Raw genomic sequence first — 19,193 nt, forward strand, 5'->3', positions numbered from 1 at the left:
ACTTTACGCCTTTCGGGAGGACCCATGATCGGGAAGCTGAATCACGTCGCCATCGTCGTGCCGGATCTGACGGCGGCGACCGCGCTCTACCGCGACACGTTGGGCGCTGCGGTGTCCCAACCGGTGGACCTGCCGCCGCACGGCGTCACCGTCGTCTTCGTCGAGTTGCCCAACACGAAGATCGAACTGCTGCATCCCTTCGGCGAGACATCGCCGATCGCCGGCTTCCTGGAGAAGAATCCGTCCGGAGGCATCCACCACATCTGCTACGAGGTGGACGACATCCTGGCCGCCCGCGACCGGCTGAAGGCGCAGGGCGCCCGCGTTCTGGGCGACGGCGAGCCGAAGATCGGCGCCCACGACAAGCCGGTCCTGTTCCTGCACCCCAAGGACTTCTGCGGGACCCTGGTCGAGTTGGAGCAGGCCTGAGGCGAAGGGAGGCTGCAATGGGCTGGGTGACGGGCATCAGCGTCTATGTGGTCGTCTGGTGGGTGGTGCTGTTCGCTGTGCTGCCCTGGGGCGTGCGCACCCCGGCCCAGCCCGAGCCGGGCATGGCGAGCAGCGCGCCGGAACGCCCGCGCATCCTCCTGAAATTCGCCGCCACGACGCTGGTCGCGGCGGTGGTGTGGCTGGTCATCTTCGGCATCGTGCAGTCGGACCTGATTTCCTTCCGCGAGATGGCCAAGCCGCACTGATCCCCCTCCCGGAAGGAGCCTCCGCGTGAGCCTGACCTACTGCGACGCGGCGCCGGGCCACGCGCATCACGGCCCCTACCACGACACCGAGTACGGGTTCCCCAGTGCCGACGACCGGGCGCTGTTCGAGCGGCTGGTGCTGGAGATCAACCAGGCCGGCCTGTCCTGGCTGACCATTCTGAAGAAGCGCGAGGCCTTCCGCGCCGCGTTCGACGGCTTCGACATCGACCGCGTCGCCGCCTATGGCGAGACGGAGCGGGAGCGGCTGCTCGCCGATCCGGGGATCATCCGCAACCGTCTGAAGGTCGACGCCGTCATCGAGAACGCCCGGCGGATCGTGGTCCTGCGCGAAACGCACGGATCGTTCGACGGCTGGCTGCGCGCCCATCACCCCCTGGGCAAGGCCGACTGGGTGCGGCTGTTCAAGCGGACCTTCCGCTTCACCGGCGGCGAGATCACCGGCGAGTTCCTGATGAGCCTCGGCTATCTGCCGGGCGCGCATCAGGCCGACTGCCCGGTCTGGTCCCGCATCGCCACGCTCGATCCGCCCTGGATGACCGCCGTTCGCCAGGGGTTCATAGGATACGACGCCTACAAAACGGGCATAACGCAGCCTATGACGTAATCAACCGCCTATGTCTTGGGCGAAACTTGCGAATTATTCGCCGACGACTTGGTGTAGTCCAAATTCCGTCTTGTCATCGGGTGGGGTCGGGTTCAATGTACTTTGTGTGACGAGAGGGGTTCTTCCCTCTTTTCCGACGCCTGGTGGCGATTCCTCCCTAAACCTCGGGCCGCGCCGCGATCGCCGCGCGGTCCTTTTTTCGTCCCGGCCCGGTCACGGCGTCCGTGTTGGCGTTCGTCCGTAGACAGGCGGACCGTTGTGCTTCGGTACAGAATGAATTAACCCTTTATCGGCTATAGCTGATCCACTGTGCAGGAAGCGGGCAAGCTTCCGTTCCGGCTTTGGAATCAAGTGCGGCGGCGTTCGCAGCCGGAATTTGCGGCCGTCAGCGGGGAGAACGATGCCGAGGCGCCGATGACCGCGGGTGATAACGAGAAATTCGAGCAGTTCGCGGCCATTCTGACCACCGAACTGCTCGACCGCACCCGCAAAAGTCTTGAACTGCTGACCCCCGAAGAGCAGCCGGCGGCCAAGCTCCCCTTTGCCTTGACCCCATCCTTTCAGGAAATCTACGCCGAGCTGGTGCGCGTCGGGATCTTTCCGGTGCTGCTCAGCCGCCGTCCGGTGCGGGCCATCGTCGGCGACGTGGACTGGCCGAGGGACGGGCGCGACTATCTGTTGACAGTGCTCGACGACCGCTCCAACGCCGTCTTCACCGCCTGGGACTACGCCTGGGACGCGCTGTGGGATGAGCGGAAAGTGGGGTCGGACAGCGGCGGGTCGGCGCCGGCCAAGAAGAAGGGCTTCTTCGCCTCGCTGTTCGGGCGCAAGGCGGACAAACCGGAAAGGAAAAGCAGCGAGCAGGGGGCGGAGGGCGATGTCATGGCCGGTCTTTACACCATGCTGAATGAGCAGGCGGAGCGCCGTGGCTACCTGCCGCTGTTCCACGACGACATCAAGGTGTTGAAAGGGCTGATCCGCGTCAAACCGGCGCGCATCTTCCAGGCCTGGAAGGAAATCAACCAGTACCACCACCAGGAATTCTACCTGTCGGGCCAGGATCAGGCCAAGCCGGGGGTGACCTCCGACTGCTTGCAGAAGTGGCATTACAACCTGCCGGACCGGATCGGCGAATTCCTGGTGCTGAAGGCGGCCGTCGACATGGAATTCGTGAACAAGCCCTTCCTCGGCAAGTACATCCGGCAGTCGGCCCGCACCCAGGAGGAGGCCGAGAAGGGCATGCCCTATCTCGCCACCTACTGGAAATCCATGAAGCAATCCGCCGCCGCCCAAGGCTGAGGTCGTCGATGATCCACCGCTCCGCTCCCCTTCTCGTCTCGTTTCTGGCGCTTTCCACTGGGGCAGCGGCGCAGCCGATCGACCTGTCCGCCTGCCAGTTCCTGACGGCGCATCGCCCGGCAGCCGGGGTGGACTACACGCCGGGCGTGGACGTGACGGGCAAGGCGGTGGCCCCCGCCGACCTGCCGGGCTCGGCCGGGACCGCGCCGCCGCTGGAGCGCTTCGACATCCCGGTGACCGTGGATTTCGCCCGCCGCATGGGCTTTCCGGTGCCGCGGGGCGCGGCGCCGCCGGGTGTCGAGGTCGGCTATCTGACCTGGTACGCCAACCGGCTCTACTTCAACGGCCAGCCCATCGGCGCGCCGAGCGAGGCCGAGGTTTACGCCTATTGCCGCACCGCCCGATAGGCCGTTCCGTCCCTCGCCGCACGCCGTGACGATGGACAAGCGCGCGGTGGCTTCCTAAAGTCGCTCTCCCTGTTGCGGACCGGCGCACCGCCGGACGAATCCCCTCGAAACCGAGAGCAGAGCCATGCGGCTGTCCACCTTCTTCCTGCCGACCCTCAAGGAGACTCCGACCGAGGCGCAGATCGTCTCGCACCGCCTGATGCTGCGGGCCGGGATGATCCGCCAGACCAGCGCCGGCATCTACGCCTGGCTGCCGCTGGGCCACCGGGTCCTGAAGAAGATCGAGCAGATCGTCCGCGAGGAGCAGGACGCCGCCGGCGCCCAGGAACTGCTGATGCCGACCATCCAGTCGGCGGAGCTGTGGAAGGAAAGCGGCCGCTACGACGATTACGGCAAGGAGATGCTGCGCATCACCGACCGCCACGACCGTGAGATGCTGTTCGGTCCCACGAACGAGGAGATGATCACCGACATCTTCCGCGCCTTCGTGAAGAGCTACCGCCAGCTTCCGCTGAACCTCTACCACATCCAGTGGAAGTTCCGGGACGAGATCCGCCCCCGCTTCGGCGTGATGCGCGGGCGCGAGTTCCTGATGAAGGACGCCTACAGCTTCGACATCGACGCGGCCAGCGCCCGCCGCTCCTACCAGAAGATGTTCCTGGCCTATCTGCGCACCTTCGCCCGCATGGGGCTGAAGGCGATCCCGATGCGCGCCGACACCGGCCCGATCGGCGGCGACCTCAGCCACGAGTTCATCATCCTGGCCGAGACCGGCGAGAGCGGCGTCTTCTGCCACAAGGATTGGCTGACCCTGGACGTGCTGCAGAACGCCCCGGGATTCGACGAGGACTTGCAGCCCTTCTTCGACACCTACACCTCGATCTATGCGGCTACCGACGAGAAGCACGAGCCCGGCAACTGCCCGGTCGCGGAGTCGGACCTGGTGTCGGCCCGCGGCATCGAGGTCGGCCACATCTTCAATTTCGGCACCAAATACTCGAAGCCGATGAACGCCGTCGTCGCCGGTCCGGGCGGCGATCCGGTTCCGGTGGAGATGGGCTCCTACGGCATCGGCGTGTCGCGCCTGATGGGCGCGATCATCGAGGCCAGCCACGACGACAACGGCATCATCTGGCCGGACGCCGTGGCGCCCTTCAACGTCGGCCTCGTCAACCTCAAGGTCGGCGACGCCGAGACCGACCGCGTCTGCCAGGAACTGTACTACAAGCTCCGCGCCAACGGGATGGACGTGCTGTATGACGACCGCGACGAGCGTCCGGGCGTGAAGTTCGCCGACATGGACCTGATCGGCCTGCCGTGGCAGCTCGTCGTCGGGCCGCGCGGCCTGAAGAACGGCGTGGTCGAGCTGAAGCGCCGGGCCACCGGCGAGAAGCAGGAGCTGTCGGTGGAGAGCGCGCTGGAGAAGCTCTCGGCGTAACACCGTGGGGCGGGGGAGCGGGCGCTGTAATCAAAGTTCCGCGCTTTGCCATTTAGCCCTCTCCCCTCTGGGGAGAGGGTGGCCCGGAGGGCCGGTGAGGGGGTTGCGCGTCGCGGTACGTTCGGCAAAAGCGCAACCCCCTCACCCTAACCCTCTCCCCAGGGGGGAGAGGGAATTTAGGAAGGGGAGCGGGCGCCTTGGAAGGTCGCTGGAAGGTCGCCCTTTTCCTGCCACGGTTAAGCACTTATGTTGCGGGGCGGCGGACTGGTTGCGGTCCGCCGCCTTTGCTTTTGCCGGACCTCCGTCGCCGGCCTTTCGCTCATCGGGAGCCGCATGATCTTCTCCGCCTTCGAACGCATGGTCGCGATGCGCTATCTGCGGGCGCGCCGCCAGGAAGGGTTCATTTCGGTCATCGCGGGATTCTCGCTGCTGGGCATCGCGCTCGGCGTGGCGACGCTGATCATCGTGATGTCGGTGATGAACGGCTTTCGGGCGGAGCTTTTGGGCCGCGTGCTCGGCCTGAACGGCCATCTCAACGTCTACAGCAGCCGCGGCGGGCCGCTGCCCGACTACGACCCGCTGGTGCAGCGCCTCCAGGGCGTGCCGGGCGTGATCGGGGTGACGCCGACGGTCGAGGGGCAGGCGCTGGTGTCGGTGCGCGGCGTCGCGTCCGGTGCGGTGGTGCGCGGCGTGCGGCCGGAGGATTTCCGGGTGCGGCCGACCCTGTCCCGCAACATCGTGCGCGGCACCGCTGACGCCTTTGGCGACGACAACATCGCCATCGGCATCCGCATGGCGCAGCGGCTGGGACTGGCGGTCGGCGACCAGCTCACTCTGATCGCGCCGCAAGGCAACGTCACCGCCTTCGGCACGGTGCCGCGGATGCGCAGCTTCACCATCGGCGCGGTGTTCGACGTCGGCATGTTCGAATACGACAACAGCTTCATCTTCCTGCCCTTGCCGGAGGCCCAGACCTTCTTCCGCACCGGTGAGGCGGTGACCTCGCTGGAGGTCTTCGTCAGCGACCCGACCCGGATACGGGAGGCGCGCGACGCCATCCAGTCGGCGGTGGCCGGGGTGGGGCGCGTGGTCGACTGGCAGCAGTCGAACGCCAGCTTCTTCACGGCGCTCCAGGTCGAGCGCAACGTGATGTTCCTGATCCTGTCGCTGATCATCACGGTGGCCGCCTTCAACATCATCTCCAGCCTGATCATGCTGGTGAAGGACAAGGGACGGGACATCGCCATCCTGCGCACCATGGGCGCTACCCGCGGCATGATCATGCGCATCTTCTTCCTGTCCGGCGCCTCGGTGGGGGTGGCGGGGACGCTGCTGGGCGTGGCCCTGGGTGTCTCCTTCGCGCTGAACATCGAGACGATCCGCCAGGGCATCCAGGCGCTGACCGGCACCAACCTGTTCAACGCCGAGATCTATTTCCTGTCGCAACTGCCGGCGAAGATCGACTGGTCGGAGGTGGTCCAGGTCACGTTGATGGCGCTGGGCCTGTCCTTCGCTGCGACCGTCTACCCGTCCTGGCGGGCGGCGCGTCTCGATCCGGTGGAGGCCCTGCGCTATGAGTGAGCCGATGCTGGAACTGTCGGGGATCGTCCGCACCTTCGAGCAGGCGGGGACGGAGCTTCAGGTGCTGCGCGGAGCGGAGCTGACCGTCCATGCGGGTGAGTTGGTCGCCCTGGTCGGCCCGTCGGGCGCCGGCAAATCGACCCTGCTGCACATCGCCGGCCTGCTCGAGCGGCCGACCGCCGGCACCGTGCGCATCGCCGGCACCGACGTCTCCGCCCTGGACGACGGGAAGCGAACGGAGGTGCGCCGCCGCTCGGTTGGCTTCGTCTACCAGTTCCACCACCTGCTGCCGGAATTCTCCGCGCTGGAGAACATCGTGTTGCCGCAGATGATCAACGGCGTGCCGAAGCGCACCGCCCGCGAGCGGGCTCTGGAGCTGCTGCGCATGGTCGGGCTGGAGCCGCGCGCCGGCCACCGCCCGGCCCGCCTGTCCGGCGGCGAGCAGCAGCGGGTCGCCATCGCCCGCGCGCTGGCCAACGGGCCGGGCCTGCTGATCGCCGACGAGCCGACGGGCAACCTCGACCCGCACACGGCGGAGGGGGTCTTCGCCATGCTGACCTCCATCGTCCGGCAGGCCCGTGTCGGCGCGCTGATCGCCACCCACAATCTGGAACTGGCGAACCGCATGGACCGGGTGTTCGAGATGAGCGACGGCCTTCTCGTGGAGCACGCCAGGGTTTGACCGGTGGCGCGGCGTAGGCGGGGAATCGGCCAAACCGCGTAAGAGTGGCATCGCCGTTCGGCGGATTGGTGATCGGTGCGTCCTGGGGCAGACTTCGCGCAACCCAACAAGGAGGGACCGGAGTCCATGGATCAGAAGATCATCGATCTGTACGACGAGTATACCCACCGGCCGCTGCCGCGCCGCGTTTTCCTGGAGCGGCTGGCGGTGCTGGCGGGCAGCGCGGCGGCCATTCCGGCGATCCTCTCGCAGATCGAGCCGAACTACGCCTTGGCCGCCGAGGTCCCGGAGGACGACAGCCGAATCGCCACGGAACGCGTCAGCTTCCAGGGCGCCACCGGCGACGTCCAGGCCTACCGGGCCCGCCCGAAGCTGGCCGAGCAGGCGCCGTCGGTGGTGGTGATCCACGAGAACCGCGGCTTGAACCCTTACATCGAGGACGTGACGCGGCGGTTGGCGGTGGCCGGCTTTGTCGCCATGGCCCCGGATCTGCTGTCCCCGCTCGGCGGCACCCCGCAGGATCCCGACCGTGCCCGCGAGATGATCGGCCAGCTTGACCCCGACAAGACGGTGAACAACCTGATCGCGTCGATGAGCGACCTGATGGCCTATCGCTACTCCAACGCCAAGGTGGGGGCCATCGGCTTTTGCTGGGGCGGCGGCATGACAAACCGGCTGGCCATCAAGGCGCCGGACCTCAAAGCCGGCGTCGTCTTCTACGGCCCAGCGCCCGACCCGGCGTTGGTCACCACGATCAAGTCGCCGCTCCAGCTCCACTACGCCGGGCTGGATAAGAACGTGAACGCCAAGATTCCGGCCTACGAGGAGGCCCTGAAGAAGGGCGGCAAGTCCTACGAACTCTTCATGTACGAGAACGTGAACCACGCCTTCCACAACGACACGTCGGCGGAGCGCTACAACAAGGAAGCGGCGGACCTCGCCTGGGGCCGGTCCGTGGAGTTCCTGAAGAAGAACCTGACCTGACCGGTCAGCACCGAGTCAGGGCCGGTGGGTGGCGGGCCGTGCGGAGGGCAGCTTCAGCACGGCCACCGCCAGCCCGGCCAGCACCAGAAGCGCGCCGGCCATCTTCAGCGGCGTGAAGCTCTCCCCCAGGAACAGCGCGCTGGAGCTCATGCCGAAGACCGGCACCAGCAACGAGAAGGGCGCCACCAGGCTCGCCGGGTAATGGCGCAGCAGGAAGCCCCAGGCGGCGAAGCCGAACAGCGTCGCCCCGAAGGCGATGTAGGCCACCGCCCCGACGCCCAGCGGTGTCAGATGGGTCAGGGCTTGCCAAGCCCGGTCCGGCCCCTCCATCCCCAGCGACAGCAGCAGCAACGGGATCGGCGGCACCACGCTGACCCACAGCATCATGCGGAACAGGTCCGGCGCCCTGGCCTGCTTCATCAGCAGGTTCGCCACGCCCCAGGTGGCCGCGGCGGCGATGACCAGCCCCAGCCCGAGCAGCGATTCGCCGGCCGGCATCTCAAGAGCGATCAGGCCGATCCCGGCGAAGGCCACCGCCATGCCCAGGACCTGCTTCGGCCCGGGCCGTTCGCCGAGCACCGCCGCGGCGAACAGGGCGGTGAAGAAGGCCTGCGACTGCAGCACCAGCGACGACAGCCCCGCCGGCATGCCGATGTCCATCCCGACGAACAGCAGCGAGAATTTCACCACCCCCAGCACCATCCCGATGCTGAGGATGAAGCGCCAGGGCACCGGCGGACCGCCGCGGACGCCCAGAACGACAAGCGGCAGCGCCGCCAGCGCGAAGCGCAGGGCGCAGAACAGGATCGGCGGGAAATCCTCGAGGCCGACCTTGATGGCGACGAAGTTGAAGCCCCAGATTGCCGCGACGGCAAGGGCCAGAGCGATGTGGGCGGTGCGCATAGGGCCGAGGCTAGACCCGCAGGGCGCGGCGGTCAATGCGGCGCAACAGCACGCAAGGAGGGTGTGACCGCTCCTCTTACTTTACTTATCCGTGTGAAGGATGCGGCACTCGTCCAGCGCGGCCAGCGCCCAGGAGGAGCCGCCGAGATTGACGTCGCCGATCTCCGTCCCGTCGCCGTCCCGTTGCAGCGTCACCGCGCGCGACCGCATGAAGGGTTCGAACAGGTCCTCGTACTTGGGCAGCTCGACCGGGACGACCACGCCGCCGTCGGGCAGGGGGCTGGCCTCCAGCGCCATGGTTTCCCCGTCGGGGAAGATGGCGGTCAGGCGGCTTTCCGTGTCCTTGTCGGCCTGGGCGTGCTGGTCGGCGTTGACCAGCATCGCCGCCCCCTTCGCCGTCGCCCGGAAGGAGAGGGGGGAGGAGTCGTCGGTCCGCGTGGCGTAGCAATAGGCCGAACCGGTCTTGGTCGCCGGATGCGCCCGCACGACCCAGCCCTTGTTCTGCGCGACGATGCGCCCCGGTGCGTCGGACAGTGGGGAGGCGGGCGTAACGGTCGGCGGCGGCCGGTGGGTCTGCTCCGCGGACGGTGCGGGGGCGCCGGTGGTCTGGCAAGCCGTGAGGAGCGTGGCCGCCAGCACCGCCAGAACGGCGCTGGAGCGGATGCAGCGCATGGAACGGGTCATTCTCGGATCGTGGCTCTGCCTCTTTCGATAGCACGAACACGCATGATCGGGGAATCTTCCCTTACCTTCGACAGGGTTGGCGCATCGCCGCATGGCCGGGCCCGCGCTTGGTCCCTTGCAGTGCGGGACGGGATGCGCGACGACTAGGGGGAGACGTCCCCCCTTTCGCTGGAACCGGTGCCCATCTCCGCCATGCCCCACGCCGACTTCATCCACCTGCGCGTCCACTCCGCCTATTCCCTGTCCGAGGGCGCCATCAAGGTGAAGGAGCTGGTCAAGCTCTGCCAGAAGAAGGAGATGCCGGCGGTCGCCGTAACCGACACCGGCAACCTGTTCGGCGCGCTGGAGTTCGCGCTGGCCGCCGCGGATTCGGGCGTGCAGCCGATCATCGGTACGGTCCTTGGCATCACCCGAGTCGGCCCCGCCAACGGCAAGCCGGGCCTGCCGGGCAAGGCGGCGTCAGTCCCCGACCAGCTCGTCCTGCTCTGCCAGAGCGACGAAGGCTACCGGAACCTGATGAAGCTGGTCTCCAAGGCCTTCCTGGAATCGGACCCGATGGCCGGGCCGCAGATTCCGCTGGACGCGCTGGAGGGCCATTCCGCCGGGCTGATCGCGCTGACCGGCGGTCCCGCCGGCTCGGTCGGACGGCTGCTGGGCGAGGGGCAGAAGGATCTGGCGCTCGACGTGCTGGAGCGGCTGAAGCGGCTGTTCCCCGGCCGGCTCTACGTCGAGCTTCAGCGCCACCGCGACCATTTCGCGGTGATCGAAGACGCCATCGAGCCGGCGCTGATCGAACTCGCCTACGCCCACGACCTGCCGCTGGTCGCCACCAACGACTGCTATTTCGCAACCGAGGACATGTACGAGGCGCACGACGCGCTGCTCTGCATCGCCGAGGGTGCCTACATCAGCCAGACCGAGCGCCGCCGCCTCACCCCCGACCACCGCTTCAAGTCGGCCGAGGAGATGCGGGACCTGTTCAAGGACCTGCCGGAGGCGGTGGACAACACGGTCGCCATCGCCAGGCGCTGCTCCTTCCTGCTGAGGCCGATTAAGCCCATCCTGCCGCCCTTCCCCTGCGAGGGCGGCCGCGACGAGGGGGAGGAACTGCGCGCCCAGTCCCGCGAGGGGCTGGAGATGCGGCTGAACAGCGTCGTCTACACCCCGGACATGACGCCGGAGCAGCGCGAAGAGACCCGCAAGACCTATTTCGAGCGGCTGGAGTTCGAGCTGGACGTCATCGTGTCGATGAAGTTCCCCGGCTACTTCCTGATCGTGTCGGACTTCATCAAGTGGGCCAAGTCGCACGACATCCCGGTTGGGCCGGGCCGCGGGTCGGGCGCCGGCTCGGTCGTCGCCTGGGCGCTGACCATCACTGACCTGGACCCGCTGCGCTTCGGCCTGCTGTTCGAACGCTTCCTGAATCCCGAACGCGTGTCGATGCCTGACTTCGACGTGGACTTCTGCCAGGACCGCCGCGAAGAGGTGATCCGCTATGTCCAGGACAAGTACGGCTACGACCGCGTCGCCCAGATCATCACCTTTGGTAAGCTGCAGGCCCGCGCCGTGCTGCGCGACGTCGGGCGCGTGCTGCAGATGCCCTACGGGCAGGTGGACAAGATCTGCAAGCTGGTGCCGAACAACCCGGCCAACCCGGTGACGCTCCAGCAGGCGCTCGACAGCGAGGAGATGCTGCGCCAGGCCCGCGACGGCGACGAGACGGTGGCGCGCCTCGTCAACATCGCCCTGAAGCTGGAGGGTCTTTACCGCCACGCCTCGACCCACGCGGCGGGCGTGGTGATCGGCGACCGGCCGCTGCACGATCTGGTGCCGCTGTACCGCGACCCGCGCTCCGACATGCCGGTCACCCAGTTCAACATGAAGTTCGTCGAGCAGGCCGGGCTGGTGAAGTTCGACTTCCTCGGCCTGAAGACGCTGACCGTGCTGAAGACGGCGGTGGACCTGATCCCGGAGAAGCCGGACCTGACCACCGTCACGCTGGATGACCCCCGAAGCTACGAGATTCTGGGGCGCGCCGAATCGACCGGGGTGTTCCAGCTGGAAAGCTCGGGCATGCGCGACGTGCTGCGCCGGCTGAAGCCGAACCGGCTGGAGGACATCATCGCGCTGGTGTCGCTCTACCGCCCCGGCCCGATGGACAACATCCCCAAATACATCAAGGTGAAGAACGGGGAGGAGTTGCCCGACTACATGAATCCGGCTCTGGAGCCGATCCTGAAGGAGACCTTTGGGATCATGATCTACCAGGAGCAGGTCATGCAGATCGCCCAGGTGCTGTCCGGCTATTCGCTGGGCGGCGCCGATCTTCTGCGCCGCGCCATGGGCAAGAAGATCAAGGAGGAGATGGACAAGGAGCGCGACAAGTTCGTCGTCGGCGCCAAGGACAAGGGCGTGGATCCCGATCAGGCCAGCATGATCTTCGATCAGGTGGCCAAGTTCGCCGGCTACGGCTTCAACAAGAGCCACGCCGCCGCCTACGCCCTTGTCGCCTACCACACCGCCTATCTGAAGGCGAACCACCCGGTGGAGTTCATGGCGGCGTCGATGACGCTCGACCTCGGCAACACCGACAAGCTGAACGTCTTCCGGCAGGAGCTGGTGCGGCTGAAGATCAAGCTGCTGACTCCGGACATCAACAAGTCCGACAGCATCTTCGGGGTGGAGGCGCTGCCCGACGGCACCAAGGCGGTGCGCTACGCGCTGGCCGCGGTGAAGGGCGTCGGCCTGCCGGCCATGAAGGCGGTGGTGGAGGAGCGGCGCAAGAACGGCCCCTACAAGAGCCTGTTCGACTTCGCCCGCCGCCTCGACCTGAAGACCATCAACAAGCGCCAGCTCGAAAACCTGACCTGTGCCGGCGCTTTCGACGGCATCAACCCGAACCGCGCGCAGGTGCACGCGGCGCTGGAGACGCTGATCCGCTACGCCCAGGCCGAGGCGGCGGAGCGCGACAGTGGCATCGGCAACCTGTTCGGCGGCGCCGGAGGCGGGCTGAAGGAGCCGGACCTGCCCAAGGTCAAGGAGTGGGAGCCGCTGGAGAAGCTGAAGCACGAGTTCGGCTCCATCGGCTTCTACCTGTCCGCCCACCCGCTGGACGCCTTCGCCGGGCCGCTGGGCCGCATGAGGGTGGTGCGGTCGGCGGACCTTGCCACGGCGGTGACCGGCGGCGGCTCGACCCGGCGCAGCGTCGCCGGCATCGTGGTCAGCCGCAAGGAGAAGACCGCGAAGTCGGGCAACCGCTTCGCCTTCGTGGAGCTGTCCGACTCCAGCGGCGGCTACGAGGTGACGGTCTTCTCCGAGGTGCTGGCGACCAACCGCGACCTGCTGGAGGCCGGGCGCCCGGTGCTGATGACCGTGGACGTCCAGATGAACGGCGAGGACATCCGCCTGACCTGCCAGGAGGTGAAACCGCTGGAGGACGCCGTGGCCCAGGTCTCGGACGGGTTGAAGGTGGTGGTGCGCGACGGTGGGCCGGTGGAGAGCATCCGCGGCATGCTGGAGCGGCTGGCCCGCGGCAAGGGTAAGATCCACCTGCTGGTCGAGATCGACCCGCTGAAGGAGGTGGAGATCCAGCTTCCCGGCTCCTTCAACATCACCAACCAGAGCCGTGCCGCGCTGAAGGCGGTGCCGGGGGTGGTCGAGGTGGTGGAGCTGTAGAGAATGCGCTTTCCATGACGAAGCGGTGCGCGATGCACCGCATTCGGCGCCAACCAATTGGCAAACCGGTGTTGCCAAAGCGGTTGCGGCGGGCTATGTAAGCGCCGTCGTCAAAACCTCACGCGGGCTGGCGGTCCCTCGGCTTTACCCCGATGGCCCGATCCGGTGTCCTGTCAAACGGACAGTGCCCGCGGCGGAGCAACCGGAAAAGGACTTTTCCAAATGGCTATTCCGTCTTTCACCATGCGCCAGCTGCTCGAAGCCGGCGTCCACTTCGGTCACCACACCCGTCGCTGGAACCCGAAGATGGGTCCGTACATCTTCGGCGTGCGCAACGGCGTGCACATCATCGACCTGGAGCAGACCGTCCCGGCTCTGCACCGCGCCCTGCAGGCCGTCCGTGACGTCGTCGCCGGCGGCGGCCGCGTCCTGTTCGTCGGCACCAAGCGCCAGGCCCAGGAGAAGGTGGCCGAGGCCGCGTCGAAGTGCGGCCAGTACTACGTCAACCACCGCTGGCTCGGCGGCATGCTGACCAACTGGAAGACCATCTCCCAGTCGATCAAGCGCCTGCGCGAGATGGAAGAGCGTCTGGGCGGCGACACCTCGGGCCTGACCAAGCGCGAAATCCTCGAGCTGACCCGCGAGCGCGACAAGCTGGAGCGCGCGCTGGGCGGCATCAAGGAGATGGGCGGCCTGCCGGACGTCCTCTTCATCATCGACACCAACAAGGAGTCGATCGCCGTCAAGGAAGCCAACAAGCTCGGCATCCCGGTCATCGCGGTGATCGACAGCAACTCCGATCCGGACGGCGTGGCCTTCCCGATCCCGGGCAACGACGACGCTCTGCGCGCCATCGACCTGTACTGCGAGCTGGTGAACGGCGCCGTGCTTGACGGTCTGCAGGCCGAGATGAGCGCCGCCGGCATCGACGTCGGCTCCAGCGAGGAGGCTCCGGCCGAGCAGCTGCCGGAAGCCGAAGCGGAAGAGGCCGCGCCGGCTGAGCAAGCCCAGGCCTGATCCCGGTGATACGGGGCAGCCGGGCCTTATGACCTATGGCCCGGCTGCCTTTTTTATGAGTTGTTAGGATCAACCCGATCCGCTTGGATCCGTTCGGAAGGAAGAGGGCGAAACCATGGCCGAAATTACCGCCGCGCTCGTCAAGGAACTGCGCGAGAAGACCGGCGCGGGCATGATGGACTGCAAGAAGGCGCTGGCCGAGACCCAGGGCGACCTCGAGGGCGCCGTTGACTGGCTGCGCAAGAAGGGCCTCGCCGCCGCCGCCAAGAAGTCCGGCCGCGTCGCCGCCGAGGGTCTGGTCGCCGTCGCCACCGCCGGCACCGCGGGCGCCGTCGTCGAGGTGAACGCCGAGACCGACTTCGTCGCGCGCAACGATAAGTTCCAGGCCTTCTCCCTGAAGGCCGCCGAGCTGGTCCTGTCCGGTTCGGGCGACGTCGAGGGTCTGAAGGGCACCGCCTATCCGGACGCCGGCCGCACGGTTCAGGAAGAGCTGACCAACCTGATCGCCACCATCGGCGAGAACATGAACATCCGCCGCTCGGCCAAGCTGTCGGTTCCGGCGGGCGTCGTCGTGTCCTACGTCCACTCGGCCATCGCGCCGGGCCTCGGCAAGATCGGCGTTCTGGTCGCCCTGGAGTCGACCGGCGATGTCGCCAAGCTGAACGAGCTGGGCAAGCAGGTCGCGATGCACATCGCCGCCGCCCGTCCGGACGCCCTGGACATCGCCGACGTCGACACCTCCGCCCTGGAGCGTGAGCGCAACGTGCTCGCCGAGCAGGCCCGCGCCTCGGGCAAGCCGGAGAACATCGTCGAGAAGATGCTCGAAGGCCGCATCCGCAAGTACTACGAGGAAGTGGTGCTGCTGGAGCAGACCTACGTGATCGACGGCGAGACCAAGGTCCGCAAGGTGGTGGAGAACGCCGCCAAGGACGTCGGCGCCCCGGTCAAGGTGACGGGCTTCGTCCGCTTCGCGCTGGGCGAGGGCATCGAGAAGGCGGAGAGCGATTTCGCCGCCGAAGTCGCCGCCGCCGCAGGCCAGAAGTAAGGACCCGGCGTTCCGCCGCACGCACTCTTCACACCAACCGGGAGAAAGCCCCCCATGGCCCAGACCACCGGGACCACCGAGCCGGCTGACGGCATCCGCTTCAAACGAGTCCTGCTGAAGGTGTCGGGCGAGGCGTTGATGGGTCAGCGCGACTACGGCCTCGACCCGGAGGTGGTCAACCGCGTCGCCAACGAGGTGAAGGCGGTAATCCAGCTGGGCGTCCAGGTCAGCCTGGTCATCGGCGGGGGCAACATCTTCCGAGGCGTGAAGGGTGCGGCGAGCGGCATGGAGCGCGCCTCGGCCGATTACATCGGGATGCTCGCCACCGTCATGAACGCCCTGTCGATGCAGAGCGCTCTGGAGCGGATGGGCGTTGCGACCCGCGTGCAGTCGGCCATTCCCATGTCGTCGGTGTGCGAGCCCTACATCCGGCGCCGCGCCATCCGGCACATGGAGAAGGGCCGCGTGGTGATCTTCGCGGCCGGCACCGGCAACCCCTTCTTCACCACCGACACCGCCGCCGCTCTGCGCGCGTCGGAGATGGGCTGCGACGCTCTGCTGAAGGGCACGCAGGTGGACGGCGTCTACACCGCCGATCCGAAGAAGGTGAAGGACGCCGAGCGTTACGAGCGCCTGGGCTATCTGGAAGTCCTGGCGAACGATCTGCAGGTGATGGACGCTTCCGCGATCTCCTTGGCGCGTGAGAGCCACATCCCCATACTTGTGTTCTCGATCCACACCCCCGGCGCCTTCGCCGAGGTGATGCAGGGCCGGGGCAAGTTTACGATCATCAACGAAGAAACGGAGTGAGCCGTGGCTGCGCCTGATACATCGGACCTCCAGTCGGATCTCAAGCGCCGCATGGAAGGAGCGCTTGAGGCGTTTCGCAAGGAGTTGAGCGGCCTGCGCACCGGCCGCGCCTCCGCCAGCCTGCTTGAGCCCGTGACCGTCGAGGCCTACGGCGCCCGCATGCACCTCAAGGAGGTCGGCACCGTCAGCGTGCCGGAGCCGCGCCTGATCGTTGTGCAGGTGTGGGACCGCGGCATGGTCAAGGCCGTCGAGAAGGGCATCCGCGATTCGGGCCTCGGCCTGAACCCGCAGACGGAAGGCCAGTCGATCCGCGTGCCGCTTCCCGACCTGACGCAAGAGCGCCGCAAGGAACTCGCCAAGGTCGCCCACAAGTACGCCGAGCAGGCCCGCGTGGCCGTGCGCAACGTGCGCCGCGACGGCATGGACGGCCTGAAGAAGGCCGAGAAGGCCGGCGACATCTCGCAGGACGAGCACAAGGGGCTCGGCGAGAAGGTCCAGGCGCTGACCGACCAGTACATCAAGCTGGTCGACGATGCGCTTGCGGCGAAAGAAAAGGACATCATGCAGGTCTGACGGCATGCGCGACGCGGAAGACAGCCGCCCCCTGCGCCCGCCCGCGCACGTGGCCGTGATCATGGACGGCAACGGGCGTTGGGCGAAGTCCAGAGGGCTGCCCCGCACCGCCGGCCATAAAAAGGGCGTGGACGCCGTCCGCCGGACGGTCGAAGCTGCGGGCGACCTGGGGATCGGCTACCTGACGATCTTCAGCTTCTCGTCCGAGAACTGGCGTCGGCCGGAGGAGGAGGTGTCCGACCTCATGCAGCTCCTGCGCTTCTACCTGCGCAGCGAGATTGCCGACCTCCACCGGAACGGCGTGCGCCTGCGCGTCATCGGCGACCGGGCCCGCCTGTCCAAGGACATCGTCGGCCTGATCGACAACGCCGAGACTCTGACTCGCGACAACCGCAAGCTGACCCTGGTGGTGGCGTTGAGCTACGGCTCCCGCCAGGAGATCACGCTGGCGGCGCGGCGTCTGGCCGAAGAGGTGAAGGCGGGGACGCTCGACCCCGCGGACATCACCGAGGACCGGCTGTCCGAACGCCTGTTCACCGCCGACATTCCGGACCCCGACCTGATCGTCCGCACCAGCGGCGAGAAGCGCATCAGCAACTTCCTGCTCTGGCAGGCGGCGTATGCCGAGCTGGTCTTCGTGGACACGCTCTGGCCTGACTTTTCCAAGCGTGACCTGGAGGCGGCGATTGAAGAGTTCCACCGACGGGAACGTCGCTTCGGCGCAACCACCGGCACCCGCTAAATCCGGCGACCTGAAGACGCGCGCCATCTCGGCGCTCGTCCTGGCTCCGCTCGTCCTGGCCGCGGTCTGGGCCGGCGGCTGGATTTTCCACGCCCTGATCGCGCTTGGTGCCGTGGCCTCCGCTGTGGAGTGGGGCAACCTCGTTCCCTGCCGCCGCAAGGGTGCCGCCATCGCGTTATCGGTGGCCGGCGTCCTGCTGGCTCTCGCCGCGCAGATCGCCGCCGGGCCCTGGGCGGCCGTCGTCGTCGCCCTCCTGGCCACGGCCGGCGTGGCGATTGCCTCGGGCGGGCCGGACCGTGGCTTGTCCGGTGGCGGTGTTCTCTACATCGTGGCCGGTCTGGCCGGGCTGATGTGGCTGCGCGACGATCCGGAGTCCGGCCTCGCGCTGTTCCTCTTCACCATGCTGGGCGTCTGGGCGACCGACATCGGCGCCTACGCCGCCGGCCGCAGCATCGGCGGGCCGAAGCTGGCCCCGCGCATCAGCCCGAAGAAGACCTGGGCCGGCCTGATCGGCGGTATGGCCTCCTCTGCCCTGGTGGGGTGGGGGGTAGCTCTGGCGGCGGGCGCGCAGCGACCGCTGCTGGCTCTTGCGGTGGGCGCCGTCCTGGCCGTGGTGGCGCAGGCGGGCGACCTCTTCGAATCCGCGGTCAAGCGCCGTTACAACGTGAAGGACAGCGGCCATCTCATTCCTGGTCACGGGGGAATCCTGGACCGCATCGACGGGCTGCTGTCTGCCGCCCCGGTGCTGGCCCTGTTCCACGCGACCATCGGCACGGCAATCGCATGGTGGTGACTGGGTCATGGTTGTGAAGGCTGAAGGGGCGGGGGATGCGCCGCGCCGTGTGACGATCTTCGGTTCGACCGGGTCGGTCGGCACGCAGACGGTGGATTTGGTCGCCCGCGATCCGGAGCGCTTCGCGGTGGAGGCGCTGACCGCCAACCGCAACGTCGCCCTTCTCGCCGAACAGGCGCGGCAACTCCGCCCGAAGCTGGCCGTGGTCGCCGACCCCGCCGCCTACGCCGACCTCAAGGAGGCGCTGGCCGGTACCGGCGTGGAGGCCGCCGCCGGGCCGCAGGCTGTGGCCGAGGCCGCGGAGCGTCCCGCTGACTGGGTGATGGCGGCCATCGTCGGCGCCGCCGGGCTGGAGCCCACGCTGGCCGCCGTGCGCCGCGGCGCCTGCGTCGCCTTCGCCAACAAGGAGGTGCTGGTTTGCGCCGGCGCCCTGATGATGGAGGAGGTGCGCCGCCACGGCGCCACCCTGCTGCCGGTCGACAGCGAGCATTCGGCAATCTACCAGGTCTTCGACTTCGACCGGCTGGACAGCGTTCAGCGCCTGATCCTGACGGCGTCCGGCGGCCCCTTCCGGACCAGGGACCGCGCCTTCATGGCCGCGGCGACGCGCGAGCAGGCGGTTGCCCACCCGACCTGGGAGATGGGCGCCAAGATCTCTATCGACAGCGCCACCATGATGAACAAGGGGCTGGAGATCATCGAGGCGCATTTCCTCTTCGGCGTCTCCGAAGAGAAGATCGACGTGCTGGTTCACCCGCAGTCGGTCGTGCATTCGCTGGTCGAATATGTGGACGGCTCGGTCCTGGCGCAGCTCGGCACGCCGGACATGCGCACGCCGATCGCCTACGCGCTCGGCTGGCCGGCGCGCATCCCGACGCCCGCCGAACGGCTTGACCTCGTCAAGGCCGCAACCTTGACCTTCGAGGCGCCGGACCCCGAGCGATTCCCGGCCCTGAGGCTCGCCCGGGCCGCCTTGCAAAGCGGTGGGGGCGCTCCTACTATTCTCAGTGCCGCCAACGAGGTGGCCGTGCAGGCGTTTCTCGACCGCCGGATCGGCTTTCTCGACATCGAACGGATCGTCGAGGGGGTGTTGGGCACGCTGCCGCACCGGCCGCTCCGCGACCTGGGCGCGGTGCGCGACACCGATGCCGAGGCGCGCCGCGTGGCGGCCGAGCGGGTCGAGGCGCTGGCACGCTGAGTCTTTTTCCGGGCGCGGACCGCGAAGGAGCCGCTCCGGGAT

General features: G+C 67.6%; 19 protein-coding genes. 17 read left to right on the forward strand and 2 right to left on the reverse strand.

From position 1 onward, the window contains the following. The first annotated feature begins 24 nt into the window (after nucleotides 1-24). From mce to AMK58_RS06245, 9 genes are all read left to right on the forward strand, one after another. Nucleotides 25-429: a methylmalonyl-CoA epimerase gene (gene mce / locus AMK58_RS06205; protein WP_035673031.1), complete on the forward strand. Its 405-nt coding sequence runs from the start codon at nucleotides 25-27 to the stop codon at nucleotides 427-429. Nucleotides 430-446: 17 nt separating this feature from the next. Then, complete coding sequence (locus tag AMK58_RS06210) at nucleotides 447-695, forward strand: DUF1467 family protein (RefSeq protein ID WP_014240138.1); 249 nt, start codon at nucleotides 447-449, stop codon at nucleotides 693-695. A 25-nt stretch (nucleotides 696-720) separates the two neighbouring features. Then, nucleotides 721-1,320, forward strand: a complete 600-nt coding sequence (locus AMK58_RS06215; RefSeq protein WP_035673034.1) for a DNA-3-methyladenine glycosylase I — start codon at nucleotides 721-723, stop codon at nucleotides 1,318-1,320. Nucleotides 1,321-1,734: 414 nt separating this feature from the next. Continuing rightward, on the forward strand, nucleotides 1,735-2,619 hold the full coding sequence (locus tag AMK58_RS06220; RefSeq protein ID WP_035673066.1) for a hypothetical protein: 885 nt from the start codon (nucleotides 1,735-1,737) through the stop codon (nucleotides 2,617-2,619). 8 nt (nucleotides 2,620-2,627) lie between these two features. Continuing rightward, nucleotides 2,628-3,026, forward strand: a complete 399-nt coding sequence (locus AMK58_RS06225) for a hypothetical protein (RefSeq protein ID WP_035673037.1) — start codon at nucleotides 2,628-2,630, stop codon at nucleotides 3,024-3,026. 124 nt (nucleotides 3,027-3,150) lie between these two features. Then, nucleotides 3,151-4,464: a proline--tRNA ligase gene (gene proS, locus AMK58_RS06230; protein WP_035673040.1), complete on the forward strand. Its 1,314-nt coding sequence runs from the start codon at nucleotides 3,151-3,153 to the stop codon at nucleotides 4,462-4,464. A 333-nt stretch (nucleotides 4,465-4,797) separates the two neighbouring features. Further along, a complete protein-coding gene (locus AMK58_RS06235) occupies nucleotides 4,798-6,045 on the forward strand; it encodes a lipoprotein-releasing ABC transporter permease subunit (RefSeq protein ID WP_035673069.1) in 1,248 nt (415 codons plus the stop codon). After that, nucleotides 6,038-6,727 carry an ABC transporter ATP-binding protein gene (locus AMK58_RS06240; protein WP_059398725.1) on the forward strand — a complete coding sequence of 230 codons (690 nt, stop codon included), beginning with the start codon at nucleotides 6,038-6,040 and terminating at the stop codon, nucleotides 6,725-6,727. Before AMK58_RS06235 ends, AMK58_RS06240 begins: the two co-directional genes overlap by 8 nt. Nucleotides 6,728-6,853: 126 nt before the next feature. Continuing rightward, nucleotides 6,854-7,711, forward strand: a complete 858-nt coding sequence (locus AMK58_RS06245) for a dienelactone hydrolase family protein (RefSeq protein ID WP_035673084.1) — start codon at nucleotides 6,854-6,856, stop codon at nucleotides 7,709-7,711. Nucleotides 7,712-7,726: 15 nt separating this feature from the next. Here AMK58_RS06245 and AMK58_RS06250 read toward each other — a convergent pair whose 3' ends face one another. Together AMK58_RS06250 and AMK58_RS06255 are read right to left on the reverse strand one after the other, a co-directional pair. After that, a complete protein-coding gene (locus AMK58_RS06250; protein ID WP_035673086.1) occupies nucleotides 7,727-8,614 on the reverse strand; it encodes an EamA family transporter in 888 nt (295 codons plus the stop codon). Between the two features lie 81 nt (nucleotides 8,615-8,695). Next, the gene (locus tag AMK58_RS06255) at nucleotides 8,696-9,298 is read right to left on the reverse strand and encodes a hypothetical protein (protein ID WP_059398726.1); all 603 of its coding nucleotides are present in this window, start codon (nucleotides 9,296-9,298) and stop codon (nucleotides 8,696-8,698) included. Between the two features lie 192 nt (nucleotides 9,299-9,490). Here AMK58_RS06255 and dnaE point away from each other — a divergent pair, with 192 nt between their 5' ends. The 8 genes from dnaE (at nucleotide 9,491) to AMK58_RS06295 (ending at nucleotide 19,151) form a co-directional block, all read left to right on the forward strand. After that, nucleotides 9,491-12,973, forward strand: a complete 3,483-nt coding sequence (dnaE, locus tag AMK58_RS06260; RefSeq protein WP_035673092.1) for a DNA polymerase III subunit alpha — start codon at nucleotides 9,491-9,493, stop codon at nucleotides 12,971-12,973. 222 nt (nucleotides 12,974-13,195) lie between these two features. Further along, the gene (gene rpsB, locus AMK58_RS06265; RefSeq protein WP_035673095.1) at nucleotides 13,196-13,990 is read left to right on the forward strand and encodes a 30S ribosomal protein S2; all 795 of its coding nucleotides are present in this window, start codon (nucleotides 13,196-13,198) and stop codon (nucleotides 13,988-13,990) included. A gap of 115 nt (nucleotides 13,991-14,105) precedes the next feature. Next, nucleotides 14,106-15,035 carry a translation elongation factor Ts gene (gene tsf / locus AMK58_RS06270; RefSeq protein WP_035673097.1) on the forward strand — a complete coding sequence of 310 codons (930 nt, stop codon included), beginning with the start codon at nucleotides 14,106-14,108 and terminating at the stop codon, nucleotides 15,033-15,035. A gap of 54 nt (nucleotides 15,036-15,089) precedes the next feature. After that, nucleotides 15,090-15,845 (forward strand): UMP kinase, encoded by a 756-nt coding sequence (pyrH, locus tag AMK58_RS06275; RefSeq protein ID WP_035673100.1) that lies wholly within the window; start codon nucleotides 15,090-15,092, stop codon nucleotides 15,843-15,845. A 3-nt stretch (nucleotides 15,846-15,848) separates the two neighbouring features. Further along, nucleotides 15,849-16,418, forward strand: a complete 570-nt coding sequence (gene frr / locus AMK58_RS06280) for a ribosome recycling factor (protein ID WP_035673102.1) — start codon at nucleotides 15,849-15,851, stop codon at nucleotides 16,416-16,418. A gap of 4 nt (nucleotides 16,419-16,422) precedes the next feature. Continuing rightward, nucleotides 16,423-17,160, forward strand: a complete 738-nt coding sequence (locus tag AMK58_RS06285) for an isoprenyl transferase (protein WP_059398727.1) — start codon at nucleotides 16,423-16,425, stop codon at nucleotides 17,158-17,160. Next, nucleotides 17,105-17,953 (forward strand): phosphatidate cytidylyltransferase, encoded by an 849-nt coding sequence (locus AMK58_RS06290; RefSeq protein ID WP_035673104.1) that lies wholly within the window; start codon nucleotides 17,105-17,107, stop codon nucleotides 17,951-17,953. Before AMK58_RS06285 ends, AMK58_RS06290 begins: the two co-directional genes overlap by 56 nt. 7 nt (nucleotides 17,954-17,960) lie before the next feature. Continuing rightward, on the forward strand, nucleotides 17,961-19,151 hold the full coding sequence (locus tag AMK58_RS06295) for a 1-deoxy-D-xylulose-5-phosphate reductoisomerase (RefSeq protein WP_035673106.1): 1,191 nt from the start codon (nucleotides 17,961-17,963) through the stop codon (nucleotides 19,149-19,151). Nucleotides 19,152-19,193 lie beyond the last annotated feature (42 nt).

This window comes from Azospirillum brasilense (assembly GCF_001315015.1).
Lineage (GTDB): Bacteria > Pseudomonadota > Alphaproteobacteria > Azospirillales > Azospirillaceae > Azospirillum > Azospirillum brasilense.

What these genes read in the sequence shown, in the direction of transcription:
- AMK58_RS06255 (WP_059398726.1), bottom strand. Translation starts at nt 9,298, where the DNA reads ATGACCCGTTCCATGCGCTGCATCCGCTCCAGCGCCGTTCTGGCGGTG.
- rpsB (WP_035673095.1), top strand. Translation starts at nt 13,196, where the DNA reads ATGGCTATTCCGTCTTTCACCATGCGCCAGCTGCTCGAAGCCGGCGTC.
- AMK58_RS06225 (WP_035673037.1), top strand. Translation starts at nt 2,628, where the DNA reads ATGATCCACCGCTCCGCTCCCCTTCTCGTCTCGTTTCTGGCGCTTTCC.
- AMK58_RS06250 (WP_035673086.1), bottom strand. Translation starts at nt 8,614, where the DNA reads ATGCGCACCGCCCACATCGCTCTGGCCCTTGCCGTCGCGGCAATCTGG.
- AMK58_RS06235 (WP_035673069.1), top strand. Translation starts at nt 4,798, where the DNA reads ATGATCTTCTCCGCCTTCGAACGCATGGTCGCGATGCGCTATCTGCGG.
- dnaE (WP_035673092.1), top strand. Translation starts at nt 9,491, where the DNA reads ATGCCCCACGCCGACTTCATCCACCTGCGCGTCCACTCCGCCTATTCC.
- AMK58_RS06240 (WP_059398725.1), top strand. Translation starts at nt 6,038, where the DNA reads ATGAGTGAGCCGATGCTGGAACTGTCGGGGATCGTCCGCACCTTCGAG.
- pyrH (WP_035673100.1), top strand. Translation starts at nt 15,090, where the DNA reads ATGGCCCAGACCACCGGGACCACCGAGCCGGCTGACGGCATCCGCTTC.
- AMK58_RS06210 (WP_014240138.1), top strand. Translation starts at nt 447, where the DNA reads ATGGGCTGGGTGACGGGCATCAGCGTCTATGTGGTCGTCTGGTGGGTG.
- AMK58_RS06245 (WP_035673084.1), top strand. Translation starts at nt 6,854, where the DNA reads ATGGATCAGAAGATCATCGATCTGTACGACGAGTATACCCACCGGCCG.
- mce (WP_035673031.1), top strand. Translation starts at nt 25, where the DNA reads ATGATCGGGAAGCTGAATCACGTCGCCATCGTCGTGCCGGATCTGACG.
- tsf (WP_035673097.1), top strand. Translation starts at nt 14,106, where the DNA reads ATGGCCGAAATTACCGCCGCGCTCGTCAAGGAACTGCGCGAGAAGACC.
- AMK58_RS06285 (WP_059398727.1), top strand. Translation starts at nt 16,423, where the DNA reads ATGCGCGACGCGGAAGACAGCCGCCCCCTGCGCCCGCCCGCGCACGTG.
- proS (WP_035673040.1), top strand. Translation starts at nt 3,151, where the DNA reads ATGCGGCTGTCCACCTTCTTCCTGCCGACCCTCAAGGAGACTCCGACC.
- AMK58_RS06295 (WP_035673106.1), top strand. Translation starts at nt 17,961, where the DNA reads ATGGTTGTGAAGGCTGAAGGGGCGGGGGATGCGCCGCGCCGTGTGACG.
- AMK58_RS06220 (WP_035673066.1), top strand. Translation starts at nt 1,735, where the DNA reads ATGACCGCGGGTGATAACGAGAAATTCGAGCAGTTCGCGGCCATTCTG.